Source organism: Granulicella sp. L60 (assembly GCF_009765825.1).
In the GTDB taxonomy this organism is placed as follows: Bacteria; Acidobacteriota; Terriglobia; order Terriglobales; family Acidobacteriaceae; genus Edaphobacter.
This window is the reverse complement of sequence record NZ_LMUR01000018.1, coordinates 231,599-258,475: the sequence shown is the minus strand read 5'-3', so window position 1 is coordinate 258,475 and position 26,877 is coordinate 231,599. Positions and strand designations below refer to the sequence as shown.

The 26,877-nt window shown below is 60.7% G+C and carries 23 protein-coding genes; 8 read left to right on the top strand and 15 right to left on the bottom strand.

Annotation, left to right across the window (positions count from 1 at the left end; translation table 11 throughout):
- Nucleotides 1-180, bottom strand: a 180-nt coding sequence (locus tag GSQ82_RS24740; RefSeq protein WP_216847073.1) for a hypothetical protein, incomplete at its 3' end; no start/stop codon positions are given.
- Nucleotides 181-521: 341 nt separating this feature from the next.
- Nucleotides 522-830 (bottom strand): GNAT family N-acetyltransferase, encoded by a 309-nt coding sequence (locus GSQ82_RS11520; RefSeq protein WP_216847072.1) that lies wholly within the window; start codon nucleotides 828-830, stop codon nucleotides 522-524.
- Nucleotides 831-1,006: 176 nt separating this feature from the next.
- Between GSQ82_RS11520 and GSQ82_RS11515 the strand changes: the two genes are divergently transcribed.
- Entirely contained in the window at nucleotides 1,007-2,251 is a 1,245-nt protein-coding gene (locus tag GSQ82_RS11515; RefSeq protein ID WP_158792431.1) for a peroxiredoxin, read from the top strand.
- Between the two features lie 490 nt (nucleotides 2,252-2,741).
- On the opposite strand, the gene GSQ82_RS11510 is transcribed toward GSQ82_RS11515, so the two are convergent.
- From GSQ82_RS11510 to GSQ82_RS11480, 7 genes are all read right to left on the bottom strand, one after another.
- The gene (locus GSQ82_RS11510; protein ID WP_254061588.1) at nucleotides 2,742-4,169 is read right to left on the bottom strand and encodes an RsmB/NOP family class I SAM-dependent RNA methyltransferase; all 1,428 of its coding nucleotides are present in this window, start codon (nucleotides 4,167-4,169) and stop codon (nucleotides 2,742-2,744) included.
- Nucleotides 4,166-5,110 carry a methionyl-tRNA formyltransferase gene (gene fmt / locus GSQ82_RS11505; protein WP_158792430.1) on the bottom strand — a complete coding sequence of 315 codons (945 nt, stop codon included), beginning with the start codon at nucleotides 5,108-5,110 and terminating at the stop codon, nucleotides 4,166-4,168. Before fmt ends, GSQ82_RS11510 begins: the two co-directional genes overlap by 4 nt.
- 255 nt (nucleotides 5,111-5,365) lie before the next feature.
- Complete coding sequence (gene def, locus GSQ82_RS11500) at nucleotides 5,366-5,881, bottom strand: peptide deformylase (protein WP_254061587.1); 516 nt, start codon at nucleotides 5,879-5,881, stop codon at nucleotides 5,366-5,368.
- A 24-nt stretch (nucleotides 5,882-5,905) separates the two neighbouring features.
- Nucleotides 5,906-7,090: a chorismate synthase gene (aroC, locus tag GSQ82_RS11495; protein ID WP_158792429.1), complete on the bottom strand. Its 1,185-nt coding sequence runs from the start codon at nucleotides 7,088-7,090 to the stop codon at nucleotides 5,906-5,908.
- Nucleotides 7,091-7,237: 147 nt separating this feature from the next.
- Entirely contained in the window at nucleotides 7,238-8,452 is a 1,215-nt protein-coding gene (locus GSQ82_RS11490) for a carboxypeptidase-like regulatory domain-containing protein (protein WP_216847071.1), read from the bottom strand.
- A gap of 75 nt (nucleotides 8,453-8,527) precedes the next feature.
- Nucleotides 8,528-9,541 carry a 3'-5' exoribonuclease YhaM family protein gene (locus tag GSQ82_RS11485; protein ID WP_371417195.1) on the bottom strand — a complete coding sequence of 338 codons (1,014 nt, stop codon included), beginning with the start codon at nucleotides 9,539-9,541 and terminating at the stop codon, nucleotides 8,528-8,530.
- 51 nt (nucleotides 9,542-9,592) lie between these two features.
- A complete protein-coding gene (locus tag GSQ82_RS11480) occupies nucleotides 9,593-10,414 on the bottom strand; it encodes a dolichyl-phosphate beta-glucosyltransferase (protein ID WP_158792427.1) in 822 nt (273 codons plus the stop codon).
- Nucleotides 10,415-10,536: 122 nt separating this feature from the next.
- Here GSQ82_RS11480 and sppA point away from each other — a divergent pair, with 122 nt between their 5' ends.
- Both sppA and GSQ82_RS11470 read left to right on the top strand, forming a co-directional pair.
- Nucleotides 10,537-11,679: a signal peptide peptidase SppA gene (gene sppA / locus GSQ82_RS11475; RefSeq protein ID WP_254061586.1), complete on the top strand. Its 1,143-nt coding sequence runs from the start codon at nucleotides 10,537-10,539 to the stop codon at nucleotides 11,677-11,679.
- A 249-nt stretch (nucleotides 11,680-11,928) separates the two neighbouring features.
- Nucleotides 11,929-12,285, top strand: coding sequence for an HU family DNA-binding protein (locus GSQ82_RS11470; protein WP_158792426.1), 357 nt, complete (start codon nucleotides 11,929-11,931; stop codon nucleotides 12,283-12,285).
- A gap of 59 nt (nucleotides 12,286-12,344) precedes the next feature.
- Here the strand turns inward: GSQ82_RS11470 and GSQ82_RS11465 are convergent, their stop codons facing one another.
- Entirely contained in the window at nucleotides 12,345-13,712 is a 1,368-nt protein-coding gene (locus GSQ82_RS11465) for a dicarboxylate/amino acid:cation symporter (RefSeq protein ID WP_371417194.1), read from the bottom strand.
- 141 nt (nucleotides 13,713-13,853) lie between these two features.
- Here GSQ82_RS11465 and GSQ82_RS11460 point away from each other — a divergent pair, with 141 nt between their 5' ends.
- Entirely contained in the window at nucleotides 13,854-14,429 is a 576-nt protein-coding gene (locus GSQ82_RS11460) for a DUF4440 domain-containing protein (protein ID WP_158792424.1), read from the top strand.
- Between the two features lie 64 nt (nucleotides 14,430-14,493).
- A complete protein-coding gene (locus tag GSQ82_RS11455; protein WP_158792423.1) occupies nucleotides 14,494-16,890 on the top strand; it encodes a PAS domain S-box protein in 2,397 nt (798 codons plus the stop codon).
- 50 nt (nucleotides 16,891-16,940) lie between these two features.
- Here GSQ82_RS11455 and GSQ82_RS11450 read toward each other — a convergent pair whose 3' ends face one another.
- From GSQ82_RS11450 to GSQ82_RS11440, 3 genes are all read right to left on the bottom strand, one after another.
- Complete coding sequence (locus GSQ82_RS11450) at nucleotides 16,941-17,126, bottom strand: hypothetical protein (RefSeq protein ID WP_158792422.1); 186 nt, start codon at nucleotides 17,124-17,126, stop codon at nucleotides 16,941-16,943.
- Nucleotides 17,127-17,185: 59 nt separating this feature from the next.
- A complete protein-coding gene (gene acs, locus GSQ82_RS11445) occupies nucleotides 17,186-19,147 on the bottom strand; it encodes an acetate--CoA ligase (protein WP_158792421.1) in 1,962 nt (653 codons plus the stop codon).
- Between the two features lie 318 nt (nucleotides 19,148-19,465).
- Complete coding sequence (locus tag GSQ82_RS11440) at nucleotides 19,466-20,674, bottom strand: OFA family MFS transporter (RefSeq protein ID WP_158792420.1); 1,209 nt, start codon at nucleotides 20,672-20,674, stop codon at nucleotides 19,466-19,468.
- A 588-nt stretch (nucleotides 20,675-21,262) separates the two neighbouring features.
- Between GSQ82_RS11440 and GSQ82_RS11435 the strand changes: the two genes are divergently transcribed.
- Nucleotides 21,263-21,442, top strand: a complete 180-nt coding sequence (locus tag GSQ82_RS11435) for a hypothetical protein (RefSeq protein ID WP_158792419.1) — start codon at nucleotides 21,263-21,265, stop codon at nucleotides 21,440-21,442.
- A 361-nt stretch (nucleotides 21,443-21,803) separates the two neighbouring features.
- On the opposite strand, the gene GSQ82_RS11430 is transcribed toward GSQ82_RS11435, so the two are convergent.
- Both GSQ82_RS11430 and galE read right to left on the bottom strand, forming a co-directional pair.
- Nucleotides 21,804-22,376: a DUF421 domain-containing protein gene (locus GSQ82_RS11430; RefSeq protein WP_158792418.1), complete on the bottom strand. Its 573-nt coding sequence runs from the start codon at nucleotides 22,374-22,376 to the stop codon at nucleotides 21,804-21,806.
- Nucleotides 22,377-22,445: 69 nt separating this feature from the next.
- Nucleotides 22,446-23,423, bottom strand: coding sequence for a UDP-glucose 4-epimerase GalE (galE, locus tag GSQ82_RS11425; RefSeq protein WP_158792417.1), 978 nt, complete (start codon nucleotides 23,421-23,423; stop codon nucleotides 22,446-22,448).
- A gap of 381 nt (nucleotides 23,424-23,804) precedes the next feature.
- Between galE and GSQ82_RS11420 the strand changes: the two genes are divergently transcribed.
- Both GSQ82_RS11420 and GSQ82_RS11415 read left to right on the top strand, forming a co-directional pair.
- On the top strand, nucleotides 23,805-24,905 hold the full coding sequence (locus tag GSQ82_RS11420; RefSeq protein WP_158792416.1) for an energy transducer TonB: 1,101 nt from the start codon (nucleotides 23,805-23,807) through the stop codon (nucleotides 24,903-24,905).
- A 90-nt stretch (nucleotides 24,906-24,995) separates the two neighbouring features.
- Entirely contained in the window at nucleotides 24,996-26,870 is a 1,875-nt protein-coding gene (locus GSQ82_RS11415; protein WP_158792415.1) for a hypothetical protein, read from the top strand.
- Nucleotides 26,871-26,877: the final 7 nt, after the last annotated feature.

Here is a 26,877-nt window from a genome sequence, read left to right as displayed (position 1 = left end):
CCCTACCTGCCAGTCCCACACCCGAACGACGCCCCCGCCCCCGGCAAGTAAACCTGCGCTTTTTCTTAGGCGTGTCACATCCTGCTTGTTTGTCCCTTTGCCTATCATCCCTCCTTTGCTTGTCATCCCCGCAGGGGATCTGCGTTTGTACTTGCCGTTGCCTGTCCTTTTGTTTGTCATCCCGCAGGGATCTGCTTCTGCCTTTGCCTGTTCTTTATGAAGCCTAAAGATGAGATAGCCGCCCGAAGGCGGCTATCATTCCTTGCGGAGAAGAGGGCAGGGCCATGGGGAGGAACACCGTCTGCCAGGTCAGCACCAAAGACGTCTTTAGGATGCGAACGTCAACGCCAGTCAGGAGTCCAGCGATGATCGTCAGGAGTAGCACCCGATCGTCTTCGGAACGGTCTTCGTTCCCACAGTTGCTGTAGTGTGTACCCGCTCCTCCGCACCGCCAATACAACTTTGGCAGGATGCAAATGACCATCCCCGACGAGGCATCGACGCGATCAGCCGAACCGCCTCTACTCGCGTCGTCCCATCCAGAGCGTTCTTCCCTTCAACTGCCCCGCCGCTATCTCCCCAAAGCCTCGCCTGCTCCAGAACCGGACGGCCTCCGTGTTGGCGCGATTGGCGCCGATATGAACAGCCTCCACTCCTCTGCCTCTCGCCGCCTCCATCCACTTGCCCAGCAGCCTCGTTCCAACGCCCCTGTTCTGCAGACGCGGAAGGATATTCATATGCAGATGAGCCGGATAAAGTTCGACCACCTGCGCAGGCGTCCGCTCCGGATGGAAGATCATGGAGATCCGCCGCTGGTCCAGCGTCAGCAACCAACTCCTTGACCCAGCCCCACCACCTGGCCTACCCTAACTACATGCACACGCTTTACAGCCTCTGTTGTTGCTGCCGCCCCCAGCTGGCCTGCACAGACGCGCGTTGTTGCACTCGCTAATCAGCGCACCTCCTCTTCTTCCTGAACAAATCTAAATAAGAATCGAGCCAGTCCATGAAGCTCTTCGCAAGCATTTTTTTGCTCGCCGTCTCCACCATTGCGCATAGTCAAAAGCAGGACGCCATCAACGGCCTCTGGACCGGAGACGCCACAGCCCACGGCCAGCAGGTTCCCGTCCACCTCCAGATCACCGGCTCCGCCAACGACCTTCAAGCCGCCTTGCTCAACGGCCCCGAAAAAAGTCCCGCCTCCAGCGTCTCACTCACCGGCAATCATCTCCTGATCACCTTCAACTACTACGCCCGAACGCTGGACGCCATACTCACCAACGGGCACCTCGCCGGAACCTTCGGCACCGCATCCACCCGCTACCCAATCGACCTGACCCCCGACACCCAAACCAGCAAACTCACCCCCGCGCCAACCCAGACCATCGACGGAGACTGGGAGATCGCCGTCAAATCCGCCAAGGGCGAGTCCGCATGGCAGCTTCACGTAACCCCTCAACCTCACTCCCCCCAGCTCGAAGCCGTCATCCAGCGTATCGACGGCGACACCGGCTCACTCTACGGCTCGTGGACCGGACAGGCCTACACCGTCAGCCACTTCACCGCCGCCGGACCAGCCCTCTACTCCCTCACCCCACAGCCAGACGGCACCCTCCTCGTCTCCAACCTCCTGCGTGCCGACATCAACGATCAGCAAAACCTCGTCGCTCGCCGTCCCGCACAAGCCAGAGCCGCCCAGCTTCCCGGCCCCACCGATCCCACCCAACAGACCACCGTCAAAGATCCGACAGCCCGATTCGCCTTCAGCTCTCCCGACCTCAGCGGCAAGGTCGTCTCCAACACCGACCCACAGTTTGACGGCAAAGTCGTGATCGTCGCCATCGGCGGCTCCTGGTGCCCCAACTGCCACGACGAAGCTCCCTTCCTGCAGAGCCTCTACAAGCAGTTTCACGCCCAGGGACTAGAAATCGTCAACCTATCCTTCGAAGAGGCCGACCAGCTGAAAGACCCAGTCCGCCTCCGCGCCTTCATCGCAAGATACGGCCTCACCTACACCGTCCTCCTCGCCGGCCAAACCGAACAGCTAACCGAAAAGGTCCCGCAAGCAGTCAACCTCAACTGCTGGCCCACCTCCTTCTTCCTCGGCCGCGACGGCCGCGTGCGCGAGGTCCACGCAGGCTTCGCCGGCCCCGCAAACCCCGCAGACCACCAAGCCCTGATCCACGAAGTAACGGAGCTAGTCCAAACCCTCATCGCAGAACCCGTTCCCACCCAGAACGCCTCTCGATAAAGATTAGGCAGTATCGACATATAGCCTGATCGAAAGTGATGGATTGAGCGGAAGTGATGGATTGATATAAACGTCATCTTGAGCGTCTGCAATAGATGGATATAGAAGCGTCATCCTGAGCGGAGCCTCTCGCAGTTTCATCGCGAGAGGCGCAGTCGAAGGACCTGCAATACGTTCAACCTACCAATATCTTCTCCAGATCTCGCATCGCATCCGGGCAAGTTCCACATCTTTCCATATGTGCGCCTTGCTCCCACCATCGAGGGCATTACTTCAGGCCAACACACCCCGGAACAATGCCCTCCACGCCTAAGCCAAAAAATAAACCCGAAAAACCTGTCGTACTCCCCACCCCAGAAAAAGTGACCGCGAACCAACCACGTTCACCACACCAACCACCACGAACTCACCATCCAAACACCACGCCAAAACACCCATCTTCGCCAAAACCCCAGCAAAAACACCAACCCACCAAGCCCAAATAAAACCGCTAGACCCTCTCCAAAATCACCGCATAAAAACCATCGCACCCATGCACCCCCGGCAGCGTCCTCAGCACCCCATCCCGCACCGCCGACCCCAAATCCAACCCATTCAACAAAACCTCCTGCTCCCCCAGCTCCGTCATCAACCCATCCACCGCCACGCGCCTCACCCCACTCATCGCATCCACCACCCCCTCGCACTCCTCCGCCTCCAGCGAACACGTCGAATACACCAGCCGCCCACCCGAAGCCAGCCGCTTCAACGCCCCCTCCAGAATCCTCCTCTGCCGCTCCGCCTGCCGCGCCAGATCCTCCACCTTCAGCCGATGCCGAATCTCCGGATTTCCCGCCAGCGTCCCCGTCCCCGAACAAGGAACATCGCACAAAATCAGATCGAACTCCCCCTCAACCCCTTTAGCATCCATCGCATCCGCGACCATCACCTGCACCCGCTCCGCATACGCATACCGCCGCAGCCTCGCCTCGGTCTGCGCCAGCCGCTTCGCACTCACATCAGTCGCAAGCATCTCCGCATCCCCCAACCGCCGTGCCAGCACCAGCGTCTTCCCACCCGGAGCAGCGCAGCAATCCCACACCCGCTTCGCCCCCGGCACCGCCGCAGCCGCCAGCTCCGCCACCAGCCGCGACCCGTCATCCATATGCGGCATCATCCCACCGATCTCGGCAAACATGCCCCCATCGGTCGGCTCCTTCTGGTCCGCCTCGCAGATCTTCAGCGCCACCTCCCGCCCATACGCCTCTACCCACCGCTCCACCATCCAGCGCGGATGCCCCAGCCTCTCCGCAAACGCCGCCACCGACTCGTGAATCCGCACCCCAGGCCTCTGCGCCGCCGCCACCTTCCGCAGCACCGCATTCACCATCCCCGCCGCATGAGGTTCACCCGCAGCCCGGCACAACTCCACACTCTCACTCAACGCCGCATGCGCCGGAATCCGCTCCAGATGCAGCAGTTGAAACGCCCCCATCCGCAGCGCAATCGACACTGTCTCCGCCAGCCTCTGCTCCGGCCGCTGCAGCAGCGAACGCACCCGCGCATCCAGCGCAATCTGCCAACGCAGCACACCCATCACCAGCGCCGTTGTCAGGTTCCGGTCCTCCGGCGACAACTCCTCCACCCGCGGCGAGTGCAGCAACTCATCGCTATGCCCCTTGCCCTCACCCACCAGCTTCAAGATCTCAAACGCAGCCAGCCGCGACGGCGTAATCTTCGCAACCGAAGCCTCCACCGAAGCCGTAGGCCCCGCCGACACTGGACGCCGCCGCTCAGAACCCTGTCTCTGTGCAGGACGACTCGAAGCAACCATCCCCGGCTTCGGCCCCGGCTTTCCCTGTTTCAACCCACTCTCTCCCGCACGCACGGACGGCTTCCCCGAACCCAATCCTGAACCCGTCTCCGATGGCCTCTTCATAGCCCCAACCGTTCGCCGCTCTTCACCTGGTACCCGCGCAAAAACTCAGCCGCGCTCATCCGTCGCTTCCCTTCCATCTGCACCTCATCCAGTCCAAGCACCGTCCCGTCCCCGCACGCAACCGTCATCGCATCCTCCTGCACCGTCAACACTCCCGCCTCGCCCTTGACCACATTGGCCACATCGCCCGCCACATGCATCTTCTGCACAATCAACTTCTTTCCCCGCAGCGTCGTATGCGCTCCCGGCCACGGCTGAAACCCCCGCCACCGGTCATGGATCTGCCGCGCCGTCCGCGAAAAATCGATCCGCCCATCCTCACGCTTCAAGATCGGAGCCAGCGTAGCCAGCGAATGATCCTGCACCTGCCTGCAAACCGTCCCGCACTCCAACTCCTGCAACGTCCTCACCATCAACTCCGCGCCCACCGGAGCCAGGCACCCATACACATCCACCGCCGTCTCTTCCTGCCCAATCGGCACCACCTGCGCCAGCAGCATATCCCCCGTATCCAGCCCCGCATCCAGATGCATCGTCGTCACGCCAGTCAACACCTCGCCGTTCGCCACCGCCCACTGAATCGGCGCAGCCCCGCGATACTTCGGCAACAGCGACCCATGCAGATTGATATTCCCGAACCGCGGCAACTCCAGCATCCACTGCGGAATAATCCGCCCATACGCCACCACCAGAATTGCATCCGGAGCGATCTCCTCCAGCCGCGCGCGAAACTCAACGTTGTTCTTGATCTTCTCCGGCTGCACCACCGGTACCCCATGCTTCGCCGCAGCCACCTTCACCGGAGGCACCTGCATCTCCATCCCACGCCCCGCCGCGCGATCCGGCTGCGTCACCACCAGCGCAACCTCATGCCCCGCCGCCATCACAGCCTCCAGCGTCGGTACCGCGAACTCCGGCGTCCCGCAAAATATAAGCTTCATACTCTTAACCCTTCTTGAAAACCCATGTCCTGCCGGACAGGCCCACTGCTCGTGGGGAGGTCACTTCGTGACATGTGTACCGCTCGTGGAAACATCATCCGCAACGGTCCTCCCGTTGGTCGGAAAAAAGATCGCGCCGAGCAACGCGAAGCCCATCGCACATCACCCTGCCGAGACAAGGTATAAAAGTCACGAAGTGACCTCCCCACGAGCAGTGGGCCCGTCCGGCAGGACATATCTTCTAAACGAAGTGCCTTACCACTCCCCGTTCTTTATAAGCTTCTTAATCTTCCGAATCACCAGGTCCCGTTTCAACCGACTCAGCCGATCGATAAACAGTACGCCATCCAGATGATCGATCTCATGCTGCATCGCCCGCGCCAGCAGTTCGTCGCCTTCCAGCTCAAACCACTTCCCCGTCACATCCTGCGCCTTGACCTTCACCCACTCCGACCGCGAAACCTTCTCGCGAATCTCCGGCAGACTCAGGCACCCCTCCTCTTCCACCTGCTTACCCTCGCGCTCGATGATCTCCGGATTGATCAACACGATCTTCTCCTCCGGATTCTTCTTGAAGCTCACGTCGATCACCGTAATCCGCTGCGAGATCGCAATCTGCGGAGCCGCCAGCCCAATCCCCTGCGCCGCATACATCGACTCGAACATCTCATCGACCAGCTTCTTCAGCTTCGCGTCGAACACCGTCACCACCTCGCCCGGCTTCGCCAGCACCGGATCCGGCCACTTCACGACCTCATGTATCTTGTTCACCTTTTCGCCCAATCTCCCGGCCACTCAGTACGCTCGAATCTGCTCGCAATAGCCTTTGAAGTTCCGCTGCATCTCACGCAGCGAATCACCGCCAAACTTCTCCACCATCAGCCGCGCCACCGTCAGCGCAACCATCGCCTCCGCCGCCACACCAGCCGCCGGAACCACGCACACATCGCTCCGCTCATACGCAGCCTTCACCGGCTCACGCGTCTCAAAGCTCACCGAACCCAGCGGTCGTCTCAACGTCGAGATCGGCTTCAGATACCCACGCACCACCACATCCTCGCCGTTCGAGATCCCGCCCTCAATCCCGCCCGCATTATTCTGCTCCCGCGAAAACTTCGTAAACCCGCGTCCATCCTCAGGAGCACCCTCATACCCAATCGCATCATGCACCGCCGACCCCAGCGACTCCGCCGCCGTCACCCCGCGTCCCAGCTCCACCGCCTTCACCGCCTGCAGACTCATCACCGCCTGCGCCAGCAGACCATCCATCCGTTCATCCCAATTCGCATGCGTTCCCACGCCCGGCGGCAGCCCATGCACCACCACCTCAAACACCCCGCCGATCGTGTCGCCCGTACGCAGCACCGCATCCACCTCGGCCTTCATCGCCGCTTCAGTCTCCGCATCGACGCAGTTCAGCAGGACCTCATCCTTCGCCTGCAGCGCCGCAATCTCCTCCCACGTCGCAGCCCGCGAAAGCTCCGCCTTCCCCACGCGAATCACATGGCTCGCCACCTCAACCCCCAGCGCCCGCAGCAACGACTTCGCCACCGCGCCCGCAGCCACCCGAGCCGCACTCTCCCGCGCACTCGCCCGCTCCAGCACATACCGCGCATCCGGAAAGTCGTACTTCAGACTCCCCGCCAGATCCGCATGCCCCGGCCTCGGCGAAGCCACAGCCTTATGCTTCGTCGCATCGCCAGCTTCAACAGGCAGTATGTCAACCCAGTTCTTCCAATCGTTATTCGCCAGCACCATCGCAATTGGCGAACCGATCGTCTTGCCATGCCTCACGCCGCTCAGAATATGTGCCGTATCGCGTTCGATCCGCATGCGTCCGCCGCGGCCATAGCCCTTCTGCCGCCGCCAAAGCTCGCGATCGATAAACTCCTGCTCCACCGTAACGCCCGCAGGCATGCCGCTGACCGTGGCCACCAGGCTCTCCCCGTGGCTCTCCCCCGCTGTAGAAAATCGCAACATGTCGCTCACTTACCCGGCGCAAACCGCGCCAAAAATCAAATAAAGATGAACTTCGATTGTAACAATGCGAGACAAAAAGTTACTCCCCCCGCCTCAACAAACTACCCTTCAAACCCAAGCAAAGCGCCCGGAGCCGCAACATTCAGTCTACGGCTTCTTCTTCACCCCGCTCGATATCTTCTTGACCAGAAACTCCTGAAACAGATCCCCCACCGCCTGCGAAGCAAACCCGATCAGCGTGTTATCGATCGTCAACCGCGCCCCCCTGCTCGCCGCCGGATAGTACGCATTCGAGATCCCCGCCGACGCCAGATTCCCAAAGATATTCGAGTAGTTCGGCTGCCACTCTCCGTTGTCGCCCTTGCACTTGAACACCGTCGAGATCGCATACAGCGTCCGCGACTTCACCGTCCCCGTGCCCTTGTAGTAGTAGCGCGGGTCCTGATGAAGAATCGCCGGCAGAACCGCCCCAGCAATCAGAATGCTATTGAATCCATCTCCAAACGAAGCCCCAAAGCGCGTAAAGTACCCCTTCGCGCCCTGTCCATACTCCGGATAGTCGTTCTGCCACTGCTCCACGCCAGCCTGAAACGCCGTCCCGAAAAAAGTCCCCGGATCGATCTCGTTCCGCAGCGCCAGCTTAAACTTCTGTCCCGCAGTCAACGGAGCGGCGTCCCATATATAGCTCACATAGAAGTTTGGAAAGATCCCGAGCACACGCTGCCCCTCCTGAATCTTCACCTGCTCTTCAGCCACGTCATACTGCGTAAACACCACATCCACGTTCGTCGTAGCAATAGCCACCCGCAGCGCAATGCGCGGCACAACGTAGCTCTCGCCCTCCCGCACCTCAAACTCCGGCGACACCCACGTCGCAAACCCCGCCGCCGCCACCGTCACCATGTACGTCCCGGGCTCCACATCTCCAAAGCTGAAGAACCCGGAGCCGTCCGTCGCCAACGCTCGTTCCACCTTAGAGTCCTTGCGCGAGAGCGTGACCTGAGCACCCGTCACCTGCGCCTCGTTAACGTCCGTCACCGTGCCTGTAATGGTCTTGGCCGCCTGCGCATCAGAGGCCTGCATCCCGGGCGCATCCGGCAATCCCTCAGAGATCGCCCCAGACCTCTCAAAAGAGATCGGAACCAGCCCCTCGGCAAACGATGCGACCTGAACCGGCCCCATCGAAAGCGCCTGCCCCTCCACCCGCACCCCATGCATCACGCCGACAAAAATAATAAAGAACACAAAGTCGGCGGCGCTCAATTTCCCTAATATGGCCACACTTCCATTATGCCCCGGCCACAGCACCCACTCCCACATATAGCGACCTAAGTCCGCCCCCGAACTTTGACCCCGCCACACCCATCACGTCCAATCTCCCATCAGACAACACATAGCCGCACTCCGCGCCATCACCCTCCCTACGCCGCGTATTGTCTACTCGTCCTTCAGATAACCCTGCGTATTCAACAGCGGACGGTCCATACTGCGCACCCAGTCCGTCACCTCGCCGCTGCTCTTCCCGCTCGCCGCCGCCGCCGCAAACTCGTTCCGCATCGCCTGCATCTTCGCCTCAAGGTCGTCCAGCGCACTCAGCAGCAGAGCCTCCGGCGTCATCGGCAGCTTCGGCGAGCCAAACTCATACTTTCCATGGTGGCTCAGGATCATGTGCTCCACCAACACCCGCAGCTTCTCCGGAAACGGTGCCAGCGCCTGCACCTTCTCCCGCAGCATCCCCTGCGCAATGCTGATGTGCCCGATCATCTGCCCCTCCAGCGTGTAGCTGAAGCTCGACTTCCACGCCAGCTCGCGAATCTTCCCAATATCGTGCAAAATCGCGCCCGTTACCAGCAGATCCGAGTCCACCTCAGGATAAAAAGGAGCCGTCGCCAGGCACACCCGCACCAGCGTCAGCACATGCTCCAGCAAACCACCCAGCCAAGCATGGTGCAACCGCTTCGCCGCCGGCGCAGCCTTGAACGCAGGACCAATCTGGTCGTCATCCAGAAACGCAAACACCAGCCGTCTCAGCTCAGCATTCTTAAAGGCGTCCACATATCCACGCAGCTCCGCCCACATCTGCTCCACATCAAACTGCGTCGAAGGCTGATAGTCCGCCGGGTCGATCTCCGACTCCGCCGCCATCCGCAGCTTCTTCAGCGTGATCTGAAACTTCCCCTGGTACTTGGAGATATCGCCCTGAACCTTGACGTAGCAACCCTCGGAGCAGCTCGCAATCGCTTCGTCAACGTCATCCCACATGCGCGCCTCAAGCGAGCCCGTCTTATCGCTCACCGTCAACGCAAGAAACTGTCCACCCTGCTTCTTATCCCGCACCTGCAACGAAGAGAGAACAAAGTACGTCGTCACCGACGTGTTATCGAACCTGGGAGCATCTTCCACATAAAAGTCTTTCACCCCAACAGAATACCGCGCCGTCGAAGCAATCAAACGATCAAGCATCCATAGCGAGCGGAAGGCATGTGGAAGACGTGCGGAAGACTAGCGAACTTCAGCGCCCGCCTTAGCCCTCTGTTCTACCTGATCCACCTGCGGAGTCACCATCGTGCTCGTGTCCTTCATCGCCGCAATCGCCGCATCGTATCGCCCCGCCACCGAGTTCCCCCGGATCCGCGCCATATCCTCCAGCATCTTGATGCCGTCCTTCAGGTAGCTCATCCGGCTGCGCTCATCGTGTCCCCAGGTCACCGGCACCTCGCGAATCACGTACTTCAACTTCCGCGCAATAAACAGAATCTCCGGATCGAATCCCCAACGTTCAATCGTCTGCAGACGAAAGATCACCTGCGCGGCCGAACGTTTGAACGCCTTGAACCCGCACTGCGTATCCTTGAACGGAAGACCCATCACCACCCGCGTCACCCAGTTGAAACACCGGCCAAAGAACTGCCGATACAGCGGCTGATGAATCGTCTGCCGCGTCCGGTCCATCCAGCGCGAACCGATCGCCACATCCGCTCCATTCGCAAGCGCGGCCAGCAGACGCTCTGCTTCTTCCATCGGCGCAGACAGGTCGGCATCGGTAAACATCACCACATCGCCCGCAGCCTGCAGCAGCCCGTTACGCACCGAGTAGCCCTTACCGCGATTTCCCGGGTTCTGCACCAGGTGCAGACGCGGATACTTTGTCATCCAGCTCTTCACAATCGCTGCGGTATCATCCTTCGATCCGTCATCGACCACCAGGACCTCGGCATCCCAGCCCCTCTCCTCCACGCAGGACATCACCCGATCCAGAGCATGCTCTATCCGGGCACTTTCGTTATATGCAGGAATCACGATACTTAACTGCGGGTGCGCCATGGCCGTCGCCTAACCTTATCCAAAAAACAAAATTATGCGGGAACCCAGGGAGGGCTTCGCCGCTTATCATACCCCACCCTTAAGACGTTAGGAAACCTCGTTCGCCTCTTTTCTGATTCATTTTGATCTCAAAATGGCTCCCGAACCGCAATCCTTCGTCCACACCGCTCACTCCGAACCCCTACGCCGAAGACCTGCGCCAAGCCTCACGCAAACCCCGCCTCCCTGCTAAACTCCACAGCATGCCGGAAGATTACGTCCCTTCTCCAACGCCGCCGCCTCCTGCACCATCCACACCGTACCAGCCCTACGCCACGCCGCCGCACTCCTATCCCCCGCCCGACGGACTCGCTCCAGCTCCACGCCGCTCGGCCTGGTTCTACATCGGCATCATCGCCGGATCGCTCGCAGCCGTCTTTCTTCTCGTCACCGCCCTCGTCTGGGCCACCATGCGTTCAGTCGGCGGCGACTCCGCAGGCTTCGGCATCAACCCCAGCAGCGTCGCCGTCATCGACATCTCAGGAGCCATCCTCTCCCCCGAGACCATCGACAGCCAGCTCCGCAAGTTCGGCGATGACGACTCCGTCAAAGCCATCCTCCTCCACATCAACTCCCCCGGCGGAGGCGCAGCCGCATCGCAGGAGATCTATCACGAGGTCCTCCGCGTCCGTCAGGAGAAGCACAAGAAGATCAACGCCTCCATTGAGTCCGTCGGAGCCTCCGGCGCCTACTACATCGCCAGCGCCTGCGACAAAATCTACGCCAACGACGCCTCGGTCGTCGGCTCCATCGGCGTCATCATGGAGTGGACCAACTACGGCGACCTCATGCGCTGGGCCAAACTCAAAAGCGTCGTCATCCACGCCGGCGAGCTCAAAGACGCAGGCGACCCCACCCACGACGTCACCCCGCAGGAGCAGGCCTACTTCCAGTCTCTCGTCGACAACATGTACGCCCAGTTCATCCACGACGTCGCCACCGGCCGCCACAGCACCGACGACAAGATCAAACCTCTCGCCACCGGTCAGGTCTGGACCGGCGAACAGGCCCTCCCCCTCGGCCTCATCGACAAGGTCGGAGGCTACCGCACCGCCCTCATCGACACCGCCCGCGACGCCGGAATCTCCGGCGAGCCCAGCGTCGTCCGCCCCGCAAAAAATAAACGTGGCGTCTTCTCCATCCTCACCGACGACGGAGAAGACCTCTTTCCCAATCCCAGCCAACTGCTCGACAAATCTCCGGGCTTCTACTTCATGTGGAAGTAAAGCAACGCCCTTCAACCTTTAGCGAATAAACCGAGCCTTTGCAACACCTTGAGTCCCATGAAAAATGGGACTCTTTTGCATCCATCCGACCATTTCCCGCGTTCCTGCATCAAATGCACTGACAGCGACCACTTTTAAATCTTTGACAGCATTGGCTTACCAACACCCCGACATCCCGTCTACAATCAACAACAACGGACCAGTCCATCGAGGCCCCTATCGCCCTCCCCAGCACGAAAGGAACCAACAATGACGAAAGCAGACCTGGTTGATAAAGTCACCGCTCTCGGAGATCTCACCCGCCGCGACGGAGAGGTCATCGTAGACACCCTCTTCGAAGCCGTCATCGGCGCCCTCAAAGGTGGAGACAAGATCGAAATCCGCGGCTTCGGTAGCTTCCGCACCAGGCAGCGGAACGCACGCACCGGCCGCAATCCCAAGACCGGCGCCAAAGTCGATGTCCCAGCCAAACGTGTCCCATTCTTCAAACCTTCCAAAGAACTTCGCGACTCCGTCAACCCGAGCGGCGCGACCAAATCCAAGGCCGCAGCCGCAAAGAAGGTCGATCCCAACGACATCGATCCCCATCACCCGCCAGCAATGTAGCGCAATCGTGCCCTTAGCTTCTAGCTCTTAGCTAAGAGCTAGAAGCTAAGAGCTGGAGCCTACTCCGCCATCCCCTCCAGAACCACCGGCGAAATCGGCTCCGAACCAAACTCCCCCTCCCACTTCGCCACCACCACACTAGCCAGACAGTTCCCCACCACGTTCACCGTGGTCCTCGCCATGTCCGCCAGCGCGTCGATGCCAAGAATCACGAAGATTGGCTCTGTAGGCAGCCGAAACGTAGCCGCCGTCGCCAGCAAAACCACCAGCGTAGCCCGCGGCACCCCCGCCACTCCCTTGCTCGTCAACATCAGCGTCACCATCATCAGCAGCTGCTGCCCCAGCGAAAGATGCACCGCCGCCGCCTGCGCCACAAAGATGCTCGCCACCGCCAGATACAGCGTCGATCCATCCAGGTTAAAGCTATACCCCGCCGGAATCACAAACGCCACAATCCGCCGCGGCACCCCCAGCGCCTCCATGTTCTCCATCGCCCTTGGCAACGCCGCCTCGCTGGTCGAAGTCGCAAACGCAATCGTAGCCGGCTCCGCCACCGCCGCCAGAAACCTCCTCACCGGAACCCGAAACAGCAGCGCCGCCGGCAGCAGCACCAGCAACCCAAATCCCACCAGCGCCCCATACAGCGTCAGCAGCAGCTTGCCAAGATTCAACAGCACGCCCAGCCCCATCTGCCCCACCGTAAACGCCATCGCCGCACCCACGCCGATCGGCGCAAAGTACATCACCACATTCGTAAACTTGAACATCACCTCGCTCAAACTCTCGAACAGCCGCAGCACCGGCTCCCTCTTCTCCGCGCTCAACAACGCCAGCGCAATCCCAAAGAACACGGCAAAGACCGCCACCTGCAGAATCTGCCCCTCCGCCACCGACTTCGCGATATTCTCCGGAAACACATGCAGCAAAAAATCCTGCCAGTGCGTCGGCGGAGGCGCCGCAATCCCCTCGCCCGCACCCGCCGCAGCCGGCAGCGAAAGCCCCACCCCCGCATGGCTCAGATTGATCGCCGCCAGCCCGATCACCAGCGCCAGCGTCGTCACCACCTCAAAATAGACGAGGCTCTTGATCCCCATCCGCCCCACGCTCTTCAGATCCCCATGCCCCGCGATCCCCGTCACCAGCGTCGCCAGAATCAGCGGCGCGACGATCGTCTTGATCAGCCGCAGAAAGATATCGCTGAACACCCGCAGGCTCACCGCCACCGCCGGAGCGTCGAATCCCAGCTCCGCACCCGCCACCATCGCCACAAAGATCCACGGCGTAAGTGAACGTCTACCAAGAGAAAACACCACAAGTCCAACGATCCCGGCACACCGAATCACCACCCCGGCCTCATGCCACCCAGCCCCGTGCAGCAGCCCCACACCCGCGCCTAAGGCCAGTAAAATCACCGCCGCAGGCAACATTATTCTCTCGGATTTCGTCTTTAACATCAGGTGCGCAGAATAACAGTCCTGAACACTATTAATGCCCTGAACATATTTACCAGTCCCAAACACATAATCCCAAAGCCGGCTACCCCACAGCCGGCTGGTAGCATACAGCCCATGCCCCGTTACATCATGCTCTGCGCTTTGTGTTGCCTCGGCGCGTGCCTTCCTCTGGCCGCGCAGACCACCCCTGGCGCGAACTCGCTTGACCCTGCCAACGCCTCAGCCGTCCAATCCCCCGGCATCATCTCCAATCCACTTGCCCAGCCCACCCTCAACCCCGGCACCATCCTCCTCATGGAACTCGAAGGCCGCTTCGCCCAGGCCGTAGCCACCGGCGGAGGCAAAGCCTTCTCTCAGTGGTTCGCCGACGACGCCGTCACCCTCAACAACGGCAAGCCAGCCGTCCTCGGACGCGCCGCCATTGCCACCCAGGCCCAGTGGGATCCCGCCACCTACCAGCTCACCTGGACACCCCAGGGAGCCCAGATGGGCCCCTCCAACGACATGGGCTATACCTGGGGCCACTACGAAGGCCGATCCAAAGATAAGAACGGCGAGCCCGTCGTCATCACAGGACGATACTTTACCGTATGGAAGAAGCTACCCGACGGAACCTGGAAGGTAGCCCTCGATGCCAGCGCAGACGAGCCCCCCGCAGCTGGTGAATGTTGTACGCTCCCAAAACCGTAAGTCCTTGTGCAACAAAAGTAGGAGTGCGCAATAGTTTGCACATAACCTACGATCGAACAATTGAATGAACGCTCTCCTGGTCAAAGACGAAGCTCTGCGCATAGAAGCCCTCAATCAGTATGAGGTCCTCAACAGTGCGCCTGATCCCGTCCTCGATGACCTCACCCGTCTCGCCGCCCAGATCTGCGAAACTCCGGTCGCCGCCATCTCCCTTTTGGGCACCGATCGCATCTGGCTCCGTTCCCGTTTTGGGATCGAATCGCTCGAAGTCTCCCTCGGCGGTCTGCCCTGCGAGACCACCGTCCTCGGCGACACCGTCTACGTCATCGAAGACGCCCGCAGAGACCCCGACTTCGCCCCCGACGGCATCCTGCTCGAAGGCAAGACCTATCGCTTCTACGCCGGAGCGCCCCTCACCACACCCGGTGGCGTCACCATCGGCACCCTCATGGTCGTCGACCGCGCCCCACGCTCTCTCACGCCCGACCAGTCCTCCGCGCTCGGCATCCTCAGCCGTCAGGTCATCACCCGTCTCGAGCTCAACGGCCGCATCCGCCAGATGGACCGCGCCGCCCGCTCCCGTCAGCGCGTCGAATCCGCCCTCACCGTCGAACGCAACTTCGTCTCCGCCGTCCTCGACACCGTCGGCGCCCTCGTCGCCGTATTCGATCCCGCCGGTCGTATCGTCCGCTTCAACCGCGCCTGCGAGACCGCCTCCGGATACGACTTCCCCACCCTCGTCGGACGCTACGCCTGGGACAAGCTCATCCCGCGTCAGGAGATCCCCGAAGCCATCGAGACCTTCGACCGCCTCCGCTCCGGACACTTCCCCGCCGTCTTCGAGAACCAGTGGCTCAACCGCGACGGCAGCCTCCGCCGCATCGCCTGGTCCGCCACCGCGCTGCTCGACAGCCAGGGCCAGGTCACCTTCATCATCGCCACCGGCATCGACGTCACCACCCAGCGCGCCGCCGAATCCACCCTCCGCGAGAGCGAAGCCCGCTACCGCCAGCTCGTCGAAGGCTCCCTCGGTATGGTCTGCACTCACGACCTCCGGGGCAACCTCCTCACCATCAACCACCACGGAGCCGAGACCATCGGACGCCGTCTGGAGGACATGGTCGGCCACAACCTCTCCGAGTTCATTGTGCCCGAGCGACGCGCCTCCCTGCCCCACTACCTCAAACAGATCGGCGAGACCGGCGAGGCCCAGGGCCTGCTCCATCTCTCCCACGCCGACGGCGAAGTCCGCGTCGTCGCCTACCGCAACAAGCTCATCGTCGTCCCCGGACGCGCCTCCTACGTCCTCGGCTTCGGCGTCGATATCAGCGAACAGGTCCGCGCCGAAGGCCGTCTTCGCACCCTCACCCGCCAGTCCGACTCCATCCTCGAGTCCGTCGGTGACGGCATCTACGGCATCGACCTCGAGGGCAAGGTCACCGTCGTCAACTCCGCCGCCGCCCAGATGCTCGGCTACAAGCAGGACGAGATGCTCGGCCGCAACATGCACCAGCTCATTCACCACAGCCGCGCCGACGGCTCACCCTACGCCGCAGCCGACTCGCCCATTCGCAAGACCCTCACCAACTTCTCCACCGCCCGCGTCGCCAACGAGGTCTTCTGGCGCAAGGACGGCACCAGCTTCCCGGTAGAGTACGTCGCACGCCCCCAGATCGACTCGCACTCCCCCGACGGAGGCGGCTCCAAAGCCGTCGGCGTCGTCGTCGCCTTCACCGACACCACCGAGCGCAGTGCCCTCGACCGCATGAAGGACGAGTTCATCTCCACCGTCTCCCACGAGCTCCGCACCCCGCTCACCTCGCTCCGCGGCGCACTTGGCCTCCTCGCCGGAGGCGCGCTCTCCGCCCGTCCCGAAAAAAGCCAGCAGATGCTCGAGATCGCCATCAGCAACTCCGATCGGCTCGTCCGCCTCGTCAACGACATCCTCGACCTCGAACGCATCAGCAGCGGCAAGGCTGAGCTTCACCTCGCCCTCTGCAGCGCCGAAGACCTCCTTCGCCGCGCCGTCGGCATTCAGCAGACCCGGACCCCCAAACCCAACATCCGCATCTTCTTCGCCGCCAACGGCGTCACCCTCTGGGCCGATCCCGACCGCATCCTCCAGACCCTCAACAACCTCATCTCGAACGCGATCAAGTTCTCCCCCGCCGGCAGCGAAGTCCACCTCACCGCCCGCAATCTCGACGACGGCGAAGCCCTCATCGAGGTCAAAGATCAGGGTCGCGGCATCCCCGCCGACAAGCTCGAGCACATCTTCGACCGCTTCCAGCAGGGCGACGCCTCCGACTCTCGCGCCCTCGGCGGCACCGGCCTCGGCCTCGCCATCTGCCGCAGCATCGTCACCCTGCACGGAGGCCGCATCTGGGCCACCAGCGAGCCCGACAAGGGCACCACCTTCTACTTCACCCTACCCACCCAGCCCAGCACCAACCTCCGCTAACCCGTAGGGATCTGCGGTTGTTCTTGCCGTTGCCGCTGCCTTTGCCGTTGTCAGCCCTTTTGTTTGTCATCCCGTAGGGATCTGCGGTTGCTGTTGCCGTTGCTGTTGCCCTTGCTGTTGCCCTTGCCCTTGCCCTTGCCCTTGACGCTGCCTTTGTTTGTCCTTTTGCTTGTCATCCCCGCAGGGGATCTGCGTCTATTCTTGCCCTTGCCGTTGCCCGTCCCTTTGTTTGTCATCCCGTAGGGATCTGCTGTTGTCCTTGCTCTTCGCTCTCCTCCAACTGCGAAACCAGCCGCTACTCCTCCCCCTCGCGCAGCTTCGCAATCACCGTAAAATCCTCCAGCGTCGTCGTATCGCCCTTCACCTCGCCCGTCGTCGCCAGCTCCCGCAACAGCCGCCGCATAATCTTCCCGCTCCTGGTCTTCGGCAGCGCCTGCGTAAACGTCAGATCGTCCGGCCGAGCCAGCGCCCCAATCTCCTTCGCCACCCACTGCCTTAGCTCCTGCCGCAGCTCCTCGCTCGGCTCATGCCCACCCTCCAACGTCACAAACACGGCGATCGCCTGCCCCTTCATCTCATGCGGCCGTCCCACCGCCGCCGCCTCCGCCACCTTCGGATGCGCCACCAGCGCAGACTCCACCTCCATCGTCCCCAGCCGATGCCCGCTCACGTTGATCACGTCATCCACCCGGCCCATCAACCAGAAATAACCATCCGCATCCCGCCGCGCCCCATCGCCCGTAAAGTAGCTCCCCGGCACCTCACTCCAGTACGTCTCCTCATACCGAGCCTGATCTCCATAGATCGTCCGCGCCATCGAAGGCCACGGCCTCCGCATCACCAGCAACCCGCCATGCCCATCCGGCACCGGCTCACCTTCTTTTGTAACCACCTCCGGCACAATCCCAAAGAATGGCCTCGTCGCCGATCCCGGCTTCGTCGCCACCGCACCCGGAATCGGCGCAATCATGATCGCCCCCGTCTCCGTCTGCCAGTACGTATCCACAATCGGGCACCGCTCCTTCCCGATCATCCGGTGATACCACATCCACGACTCCGGATTGATCGGCTCGCCCACCGTCCCCAGCAACCGCAGCGAAGCCAGCGAGTACTTCTCCACCCACGCATCGCCCCACTTCGTAAACGCCCGAATCGCCGTCGGCGCCGTATAAAAAACCGTCACCTTGTGGTCGTCCACAATCTTCCAGAACCGGTCATTCTCCGGCCAGTTCGGAGCCCCCTCATACATCATCACCGTCGCACCGTTCTGCAGCGGCCCGTACACCACGTAGCTGTGCCCCGTCACCCACCCAATATCCGCCGTACACCAGTACACATCGTCATCCCGCAGATCGAACACATACTTGCTCGTCAGATACGTCTGCACCGAGTACCCACCCGTCGTATGCACCAACCCCTTCGGCTTCCCCGTCGTCCCCGACGTATACAGCAGATACAGCGGATCCTCCGCATCCATCCACTCCGCCGCACACTCCGCCGCCGCGCTCTCCATCAACTCGTGCCACCACGCATCGCGCCCCGCCTGCATCTTCACCGCCGAGCCCGACCGCCGAAACACCACCACATTCTTCACCGTCGTGCAGCTCTCCAGCGCCGCATCCACAATCCCCTTCAGCTGAACCTCCGCTCCCCGCCGATAGCTCGTATCCTGCGTAATCACCGCCACGCACTCCGAATCGTTCACCCTGTCCGAGATCGCATGCGCCGCAAACCCGCCGAAGATCACCGAATGGATCGCCCCAATCCGCGCACACCCCAACAGCGCCACCGCCAGCTCCGGACACATCCCCATATACACCGCCACCCGGTCGCCGCGCCTCACCCCCAACCCCTTCAGCACATTCGCAAACCGCTGCACCTGCTCATGCAGCTCGCCATACGTCATCCTCCGAACCTCACCCGGCTCGCCCTCCCACAGCAACGCCACCTTGTCCCTCCGCGCGCCCTTCGCATGACGATCCACGCAGTTGTGCGAAAGATTCAGCTTCCCCCCCACAAACCACTTCGCCTGCGCCGCCTCACCCTCCATCACCTTCGTCCACGGCGCAAACCACTCCAGCTCCCCCGCAGCCTCCGCCCAGAACTCCTCCGGCTGCTCCACGCTCCGCCGATACATCGCCTCATACTCCGCCAGACTCTTCACATTGGCCTTCGCCGCAAACTCCGCCGGCGGTGCAAACACCCTGTTCTCCCTCAAACTCGAATCCAGATTCGTATGCTCCTCAACCCTTGCCACGCCAGCCCCCGATCCATTCTTTTCAGCAAAATATCCAGCAAAATGAAGGTACCCTATACAGGTTCGCGCAGCAACCGCGCTGACCGAAGACTCTGTCCTGCCGGACGGGCCGCCTGCTCGGCGAGAGGTCACTTCGTGACTTATATACCCTTTCGCTGGGTGCTCCCGCTGGTCGCAGTCAAGAATAGAATCTTTCCGCCAACCAACGGGCGGCCCACGGCGAAGCCGGTACACAAGTCACGAAGTGACCTCCCCACGAGCAGTGGGCCCGCGCGGCAGCGCACGCCGTTGCATCACTCCCAATCATTTAGCCCGCGCCTACTTCACCGGCGCCGGCGGCCTCACCAGCAGCGGCAGCACCGCCGAGATCAGCATCACCACCGCAATCACATGCAGCCCGCTCGCATACCCTCCGCTCACCTGGCGCATATGCGCGATCAGCAGCGGCCCAAAGGCGCTGGCAAATCCCCACGCCGTCAGCATCAGCCCATAGATCGAACCCACATTCGTGGACCCGAAGTAGTCTGCCGCAAACGCAGGCATGGTGCCGAAGCCGCCGCCGTAGCAGAGCAGGATGATAAAGGCTACCGTCGTCACGCCGCCCACCGTATGCAGGCTGGGCAGAACCCAGAACAACGCGATCTGCGCGACGAACATCACCGCGAAGGTCATCCGCCGCCCCAGCGCATCCGACGCCCACGCCCAGAACACACGCCCCGCGGCGTTCCCGATGCTCACAATCCCGATCATGCCCGCAGCCACAATCGCCGTGATCTTCGCCAGCTCCTGAAACATCGGAGCCTCCTGCGAGATGATCGAAATACCCGCCGACGTATTCAGGAACAGCAGCAGCCACAACGCCCACCACTGCCACGTCTTCAGCGCCTCGCCCAGCGTAAAGGCCTTTGCATTCGACTGCACCTTCTGCTTCGCGTTCGGCGTCCAGCCCTCCGGCTGCCAACCCTCCGGCGGATTCTGCATAAAGAAGCCCGCAGCCACGCAGACGATCAGGAACGCGACTCCTAGGTAAGCGAACGTCTCCAGCACGCCCACACTCTGAATCAGCCGTGTCGCAATCGGAGCCGTCACCAGCGCACCCGCGCCAAATCCGCCCACCGCAATGCCCGTCATCAGGCCGCGACGGTCAGGAAACCACTTCAGCAGCACTGCAACCGGAACAATATACGAAAATCCCAGCCCGATGCCACCGATCACGCCATACGTCAGGTAAAGCCACCACAACCCGTGACTCGAAAAGCTGGCCAGAAACACGCCGCCGCCGTACAACACCCCGCCCGTCATCGCCACCACACGCGGCCCAACCCGCTTCAGCCACAGACCGCCAAAGAACGATGCAAACCCAAGCACCATGATCGCGATCGTAAAGGTCAGCGTCACCTCGGAGATCGTGCTGTGAAACAACTTCGCCAGCGGAATCCGGAACACGCTCCACGCGTACACAGCTCCCAGGGCCATCTGCAACAAAACTCCAGCAAAAGCAATCCACCAGCGTTCAAACTTGTTCATTCTCTCTCCTGTCGTACACCATCGTTGCTTGCCAAATCCTGACCGGCTCTCACCTATCAGACTCGATATTTCATCCCAAAGACTCAGGAGACTTAGACATCCCTTACCTTCGCCTCTTCACAGGCCACCATCCAAGCGCCTTTGAAACATCTCAATCTAGCAGATTCATCAAAAGGTGTGTCACATCCAACCGCCTCGACCTCGGCCACCCAGCCCCATCCCATCCATCGCGAGCCTTGGTTCCCCGCTCTATTTTGTCTCTTTTGCTTGTCATCCCCACAGGCGATCTGCGTCTGTACTCGCCGTTGCCGTTGTTGTTGCCGTTGTTTGTCCCTTCGTTTGTCATCCCGTAGGGATCTGCGGTTGTTCTTGCTCTTGCCGTTGTTTGTCCCTTTGTTTGTCATCCCGTAGGGATCTGCGGTTGCTGTTGTCGTTGCTTTTGCAACCGCCTTTGCTTTTGAGATAGCCCAAGGCTTTAGCCTTGGGGTCCCCAGCCCACCGGAAAAGGGGCTTCAGCCCCTGAGACATGCCTTCCTACCCGCTGCCAACGAATCTGGGGAACACCCAACCGCGATAGACTCATCCATCATGAGCCCGTACCTTCCCACCGCCATCGGCTTCTTTCTCGGCTTCGCCTTTGGCGTCGGCTGCGCCCTCGCCGTCATGTACTCCATCTACATGGGTGGCTACCGCGCCGCCATCCGCGACTCCCAACTCCCCAACCCACCCGAGCGCTACCTTCAAGCCATGCAGAAGCACTCCTCCTGAACCCAAAACTCTGTCAACCCCCAGACTGCTCAAAACCCGCGCCAATCAAGAAGATTCGCCTGGCGTAGGAGTTACCCTCCAACCGCTATACTGGATATAGAGATGAAAAAGAAAGCCCCGGCGACCAGTCCGGGGCTTTCTCCTTTGGAAACAGATATTTAGCCGTAACCCACTTGTTTACAAATATTTAGCGAGAGTGATTTTTGCTAACTTATTGTAATCATTGAACTTTCACAGGGGTACCCCCCAGGGGGTGGGGGACCCCATCAACATGGACAGGAGACCGGACACAGAGCGCAGCGAATCACCAGCAAGTGCACCACAAATCGCCGCGAAGAAACCACGAAGCGCAAGCAGAGACTTACCGTGCCGCCAGCTCCGTACGCATCTCCCGCACCTCACGGGTCAGCAGTTCGATCGCCTCCAGCATCACCGCCCGCTGCGCGTCGTCGCTCATCGACTTGATACCCTCAAGGTAGAAGTTGCCGTTAGGCTCCAGAACGCACTTCTCCACCTCGCTGAAGTCGCTGAACCCCTGCTTATGCAGCACCGAACGCAGCTCGATCTCGGTCAAAGCCTCCTTCTTAGCCGCGTCCCAGTCCACAACGCCATGCCGGATCAGCACCGTCTCGGTGCCCTCCAGCGCGTTGTTCACCTTCGGCAGCCGGTACAGCACACGCGTCAGCGCCCAGTTGATCGTGAGCAGAGAAAGCGCCCCGATCACGCCGCCCGAGACTGAGTTGTCGTCCCCGATCATCGCGTTCTGCACCGTGTTCGAGAGGCTCAGCAGCACCACAAGATCGAACGGATTCAACTGTGCCAGCTCCCGCTTCCCGAACACGCGCAGAAACCCGATCAGGCACAGGTAAACGATCATCGGACGCAGAATCTTCTCCACGATCGGAAGATGCAGATGGAACATACTCTCAATCAAGGTCGTCTCCTCTTCCCCTCAGCCCTGCCTCAAACGAGGCGATCCAAACGGATCGCCTCCTCCGCCCGCTCAGGCCTGCTCGTAACGCCTCTGGTGCCACTCCCACGCGCTCGCCACGATCTGGTCCAGCTCCGCGTACTGCGGCTTCCATCCCAGCTCGTCCTTGATCCTCTCCGAGCTCGCCACCAGCACCGCCGGATCGCCCGGCCTCCGCGGACACTCCTCCACCGCGATAGCCCGCCCCGTCACCCGGCCCACCGACTCGATCACCTCGCGCACCGTGAACCCCTGCCCGTTGCCGATGTTGTAAATCAATTTGCTCCGAGCCTCACTCAACGCCCCAAGCGCAAGCAGATGAGCCTCCGCCAGATCGCGCACATGGATGTAATCCCGCACGCAAGTCCCATCCTTGGTCGGATAATCCTGCCCGAAGATCTTGATCTTCTCTCTCCGTCCCATCGCCACATCGAGGATCAGCGGAATCAGATGCGACTCCGGCTCATGCGCCTCGCCATAACCCTCAATCGCGCCCGCCACATTGAAGTACCGCAGACTCGCATACTTGAACCCGTGAACCAGATTCATCCAACGCAGCATATGCTCCACCAGCAACTTGCTCTCCCCATAAGGATTCGTCGGCTGCAGCTTCGCATCCTCCAGGATCGGAGTCTTCTCCGGCTCGCCGTAACAGGCCGCCGTCGAGCTGAACACCAGCCGGTCATGTCCCGTCGCCAGCATCGCCTCCAGCAGCGTCAGCGTCGACGCCGTATTGTTCCTGAAGTAGATCTCAGGATGCTTCATGCTCTCGCCCGCCTCGATCAGCGCGGCAAAGTGCATTACCCCGTCGAACCGGCCCTCGCTCAGCGTCCTCTCAATCAGACCCCGATCCGCAATATCTCCCTCTACAAACACAGCCTTCTCGGCAACCGCTAACCGCTTGCTATGGCAAAGGTTGTCATACACCGTGACCGAGTGTCCCGCCGCCAGCAAAAGCCGTGTCACCGTTCCACCAATGTAGCCCGCCCCACCCGTTATCAAAATCTTCATCCAATCGCTCCTTAGGTTTCCTTCTTGGATACCACAAAAGTACCAGTGTCAATCACTTACGCTTACGGCAATATACTTGCATAAGTGACGAGTTAAGCACTGTCACAGGCAGACGAGATTCCTCCCCTGTGTACGGCGTCTGCTCCAACCTTTTTATTCCTGGCCTGCGTCTTCTCTAGGACGCAGCGAAATCTGAACTCCTTAGCGATCATAGATCGCACAGTTGTATCGAACCAGTTCAGTCGGGTCTGATTTCAACTGAACGTTGGCACTCCGGCGAAGCACTCGGAGTCACCCTTCCTCCGTACTGATTCTGACAACCACGTCAGTATCAGTCTCACTCTGACGCCTCTTCCATAAGAGGCCCTTTCAAGGATTTTTATGGCCAAGCCGCTTCGCAGTGATGACCCCAACCCGCAGAATATGCAGTTCGCACACTTCGGCGTTCTCAACGACGGCAACCAGAGCAAGGCCTCGCTCTTTACCTCCATCACGCTCAACATCGTCATCGCTCTCTGCGCCATCATCATCGGAGCCGCGGCCAAGAAGACGATCGACAACCGGCACAAACTAACCGAACTGAGCTCTCCGGTACTTCTCGACAAGAAGCCAGATCCGCCGCCGATCAAGATCAAGCCGCCGAAACTTCCTCCGACGCCGCAGATCGCAAAGATCGAGCCGCCGAAGATCAAGCTGCCGGATATCAAAGTTCCCGAGCCGCCCAAACCACCAGAGATCAAGATGGTTCAGCCGATGCCGGTCGTTGCTCCTGCGCCGCCTAAGCTGGTCCAGCCACCGCCTGCGCCAAGGGTCGTCAATCTCGCACAGGCTCAGCCTGCAGCAGTCGTCAATAACGCGCCACACCCAACCGCCGTCGCGCTCGGCTCGCAGACCAACCCCATCGCTCCCTCCAATCGCCCCACCACGAGCGCCATCAACCTGGGCAACAAGGGAATGTCAGGCATGCCAGCATCCAATACCGGCATGGGAGCAGCCTCGAAGGTTGTCAATCTTGGTTCCGGCTCAGCCAGTAGCCAGAACATGAACGGCAAGAATAATGCCTCCGCATCTGTGGTCGGCATCAAGCTTGGTGTCACCGGCGGTACAGGTCCCATGAACGCTCCAGGCCGCTCGCCAGGTATCGTCAATCTCGGTCAGAACGCGCCACCGCCCATGCCGAAGCCCGCCGGACCAACCTCGGGTCCAACCCAAACCGGTCCCAAGGTGCTCTTTAAACCCAAGCCAGAGTACACCGCAGAGGCAATCAAACTGCATATCGAAGGCGTCGTCTCAGTTCGCCTTCGTGTCTCCTCCTCGGGTGCCGTTCAGGTACTCGGCGTCACCAGCGACCTCGGCCACGGACTTGGAGAGTCTGCAATCCGTGCCGTACAGTCTACTCGCTTCCAGCCTGCCACCGACGCCTCTGGCCGTCCGGTCGACTGGGAAGGCGTCGTCAACATCGCATTCCAGCTTGCCGGGTGAAAAAACTTTTTTCCGGTTGTCACCTCATGAACTAGCATCAAGTCCATCATTAAGTTGACTACTCTACGGTCACTGCAGGAGCCGCAAATCATGATTTTCGCGAAACAGTCTACCGCCGGTCTTTTGCTGGCACTCTTCGTCGCTACCACTCTCCCCTCCCATGCTGGAGCAAGCCTCCTGCATTCCGGAAAGAAGAAGAAGGATGAGGACATCTCGGCTGCGCACAAGCCCACTGCGTCGCAGAACGCCCTCATCGACAAGGCTATCGTCCGCGAAAAGGCTGTCATCAAGACGATCCAGCAGCGCACTCCCCTGGTCGAGACCTACATTCAGAACATGAGGCCCGATCCCATCCTAGGCCAGGTTCCGGACTCCGACCAGCACTTCCTGAGCCGCGTCGACTTTAAAAACGTCATCAACGATCAAACCTACGCCGTCAACAAGGAGACCTCTCAGAGCGCCGAGAACGGCGGCAAGATGGGCTTCTTCAAGCACTCCATGGCTGCAATCGGCGGCCTTGGCGGTAGTCTGCGCCTCAACTTCCACGAATCCGGCTTTGTCCAGATGCTGCTCATGGACTCCAATGGGTTCGATCGCCAGCACTATACCTTCGGCTATGTTCGCAATGACTTTCTCGGCAATACTCCCACCGCCGTCTTCGATGTAACCCCCATCGACGGAAAGAAGGCGTATGGCCGCTTCTTCGGCCGCATCTGGATCGAAACCCGCGAAGGCAACGTCGTCCGCTTCAACGGAGACTTTGCCGGTACAGAAGAAGATCAGAAGGAGTTCTATCACTTCGACAGCTGGCGCACCAACGTCCAGCCCGACCTCTGGCTCCCCACCTCCTTCTACGTGGAGGAGAGTGATCCCAAGAGTGTCTCCCGCACCCTCAAGTTCAAGGCAATCAATCACATCTGGGGTTATGTCCTGAAGGCGCCTCCCGCGGAGTCCGAAAACACCTCTATGGATGTTGTCGGCGCCACCGACGTCAGCAATGATGCGCAGGACGTCAGTCCTCTGGGCGCACAGCGTGCCTGGGTACAGCAGGCAGAGGATAACGTCGTCGAGCGCCTCTTTCAGGCCGGTCTTCTGGACGCTCCAAGCGAGTTCGACAAGACGCTTGAAGCGCTGGCCGGAAACATCCTCGCCTACAACAACATCGTCCTCTCAAGGCCGATCCGCTGCCGCACGCTGCTTACCGAGCCGCTCGAATCCCTGGCTATCGGCAACACCATCGTCATCTCCAAGAGCATGCTCGACACCACCGGCGTCGTTACGCAGGATGGTGCTCAGCAGATGGGCAACCTCAACGCGATTCTCGCCTTCCAAATCGCACATATCATCCTCGCTCACCGTCTCGATACTAAGTACGCCTTCAACGATCGCTTGCTGTTCCCGTCCACCTCGGTCTTCAATCGCATTCCGATGCACCACACCGACGCGGACAACATAGCGGCTGCGAAAAAGGCGATGGAGCTCTTGAGCGCCAAAGAACTGGAAGGCGGTCAGCAGTACTTCAGCCTCTATCTCCAACAGCTGCAACAGCGCGTCAAAAACCTGAAGGCCTTGAACGAACCGATGATCGGCGACGGACTGGTCAAAAGCGATGTCGACTCCTCCTTCTGGATGCAGGCCATCATCGCCAAGGGACCAAAGCTCGACATGAAGGACCTGAAGCAACAAGCTGCCATGCCGTTGGCAAGCTTCCTCCGCTTCGATCCCTGGACCGATCAGGTCTTCGTGATGCACTCTGCCTACGAGCCGCTCCTCACCGCAGCCGACAAGATGCCCTTTGAGGTCGAACCGGTCTACCTGAAGCTGACGTACTACAAGGCTCCGGCACCAGAACCCGCAGCAGCTCCGGCAGCAGCCGCTACTCCTCCTGCGGATAATACAGCCGCACCCGCAGCGCAGACACCGGCTGCTACACCACCACCGAACGCAGCTAACCCGCAACAGTAAGCACCAA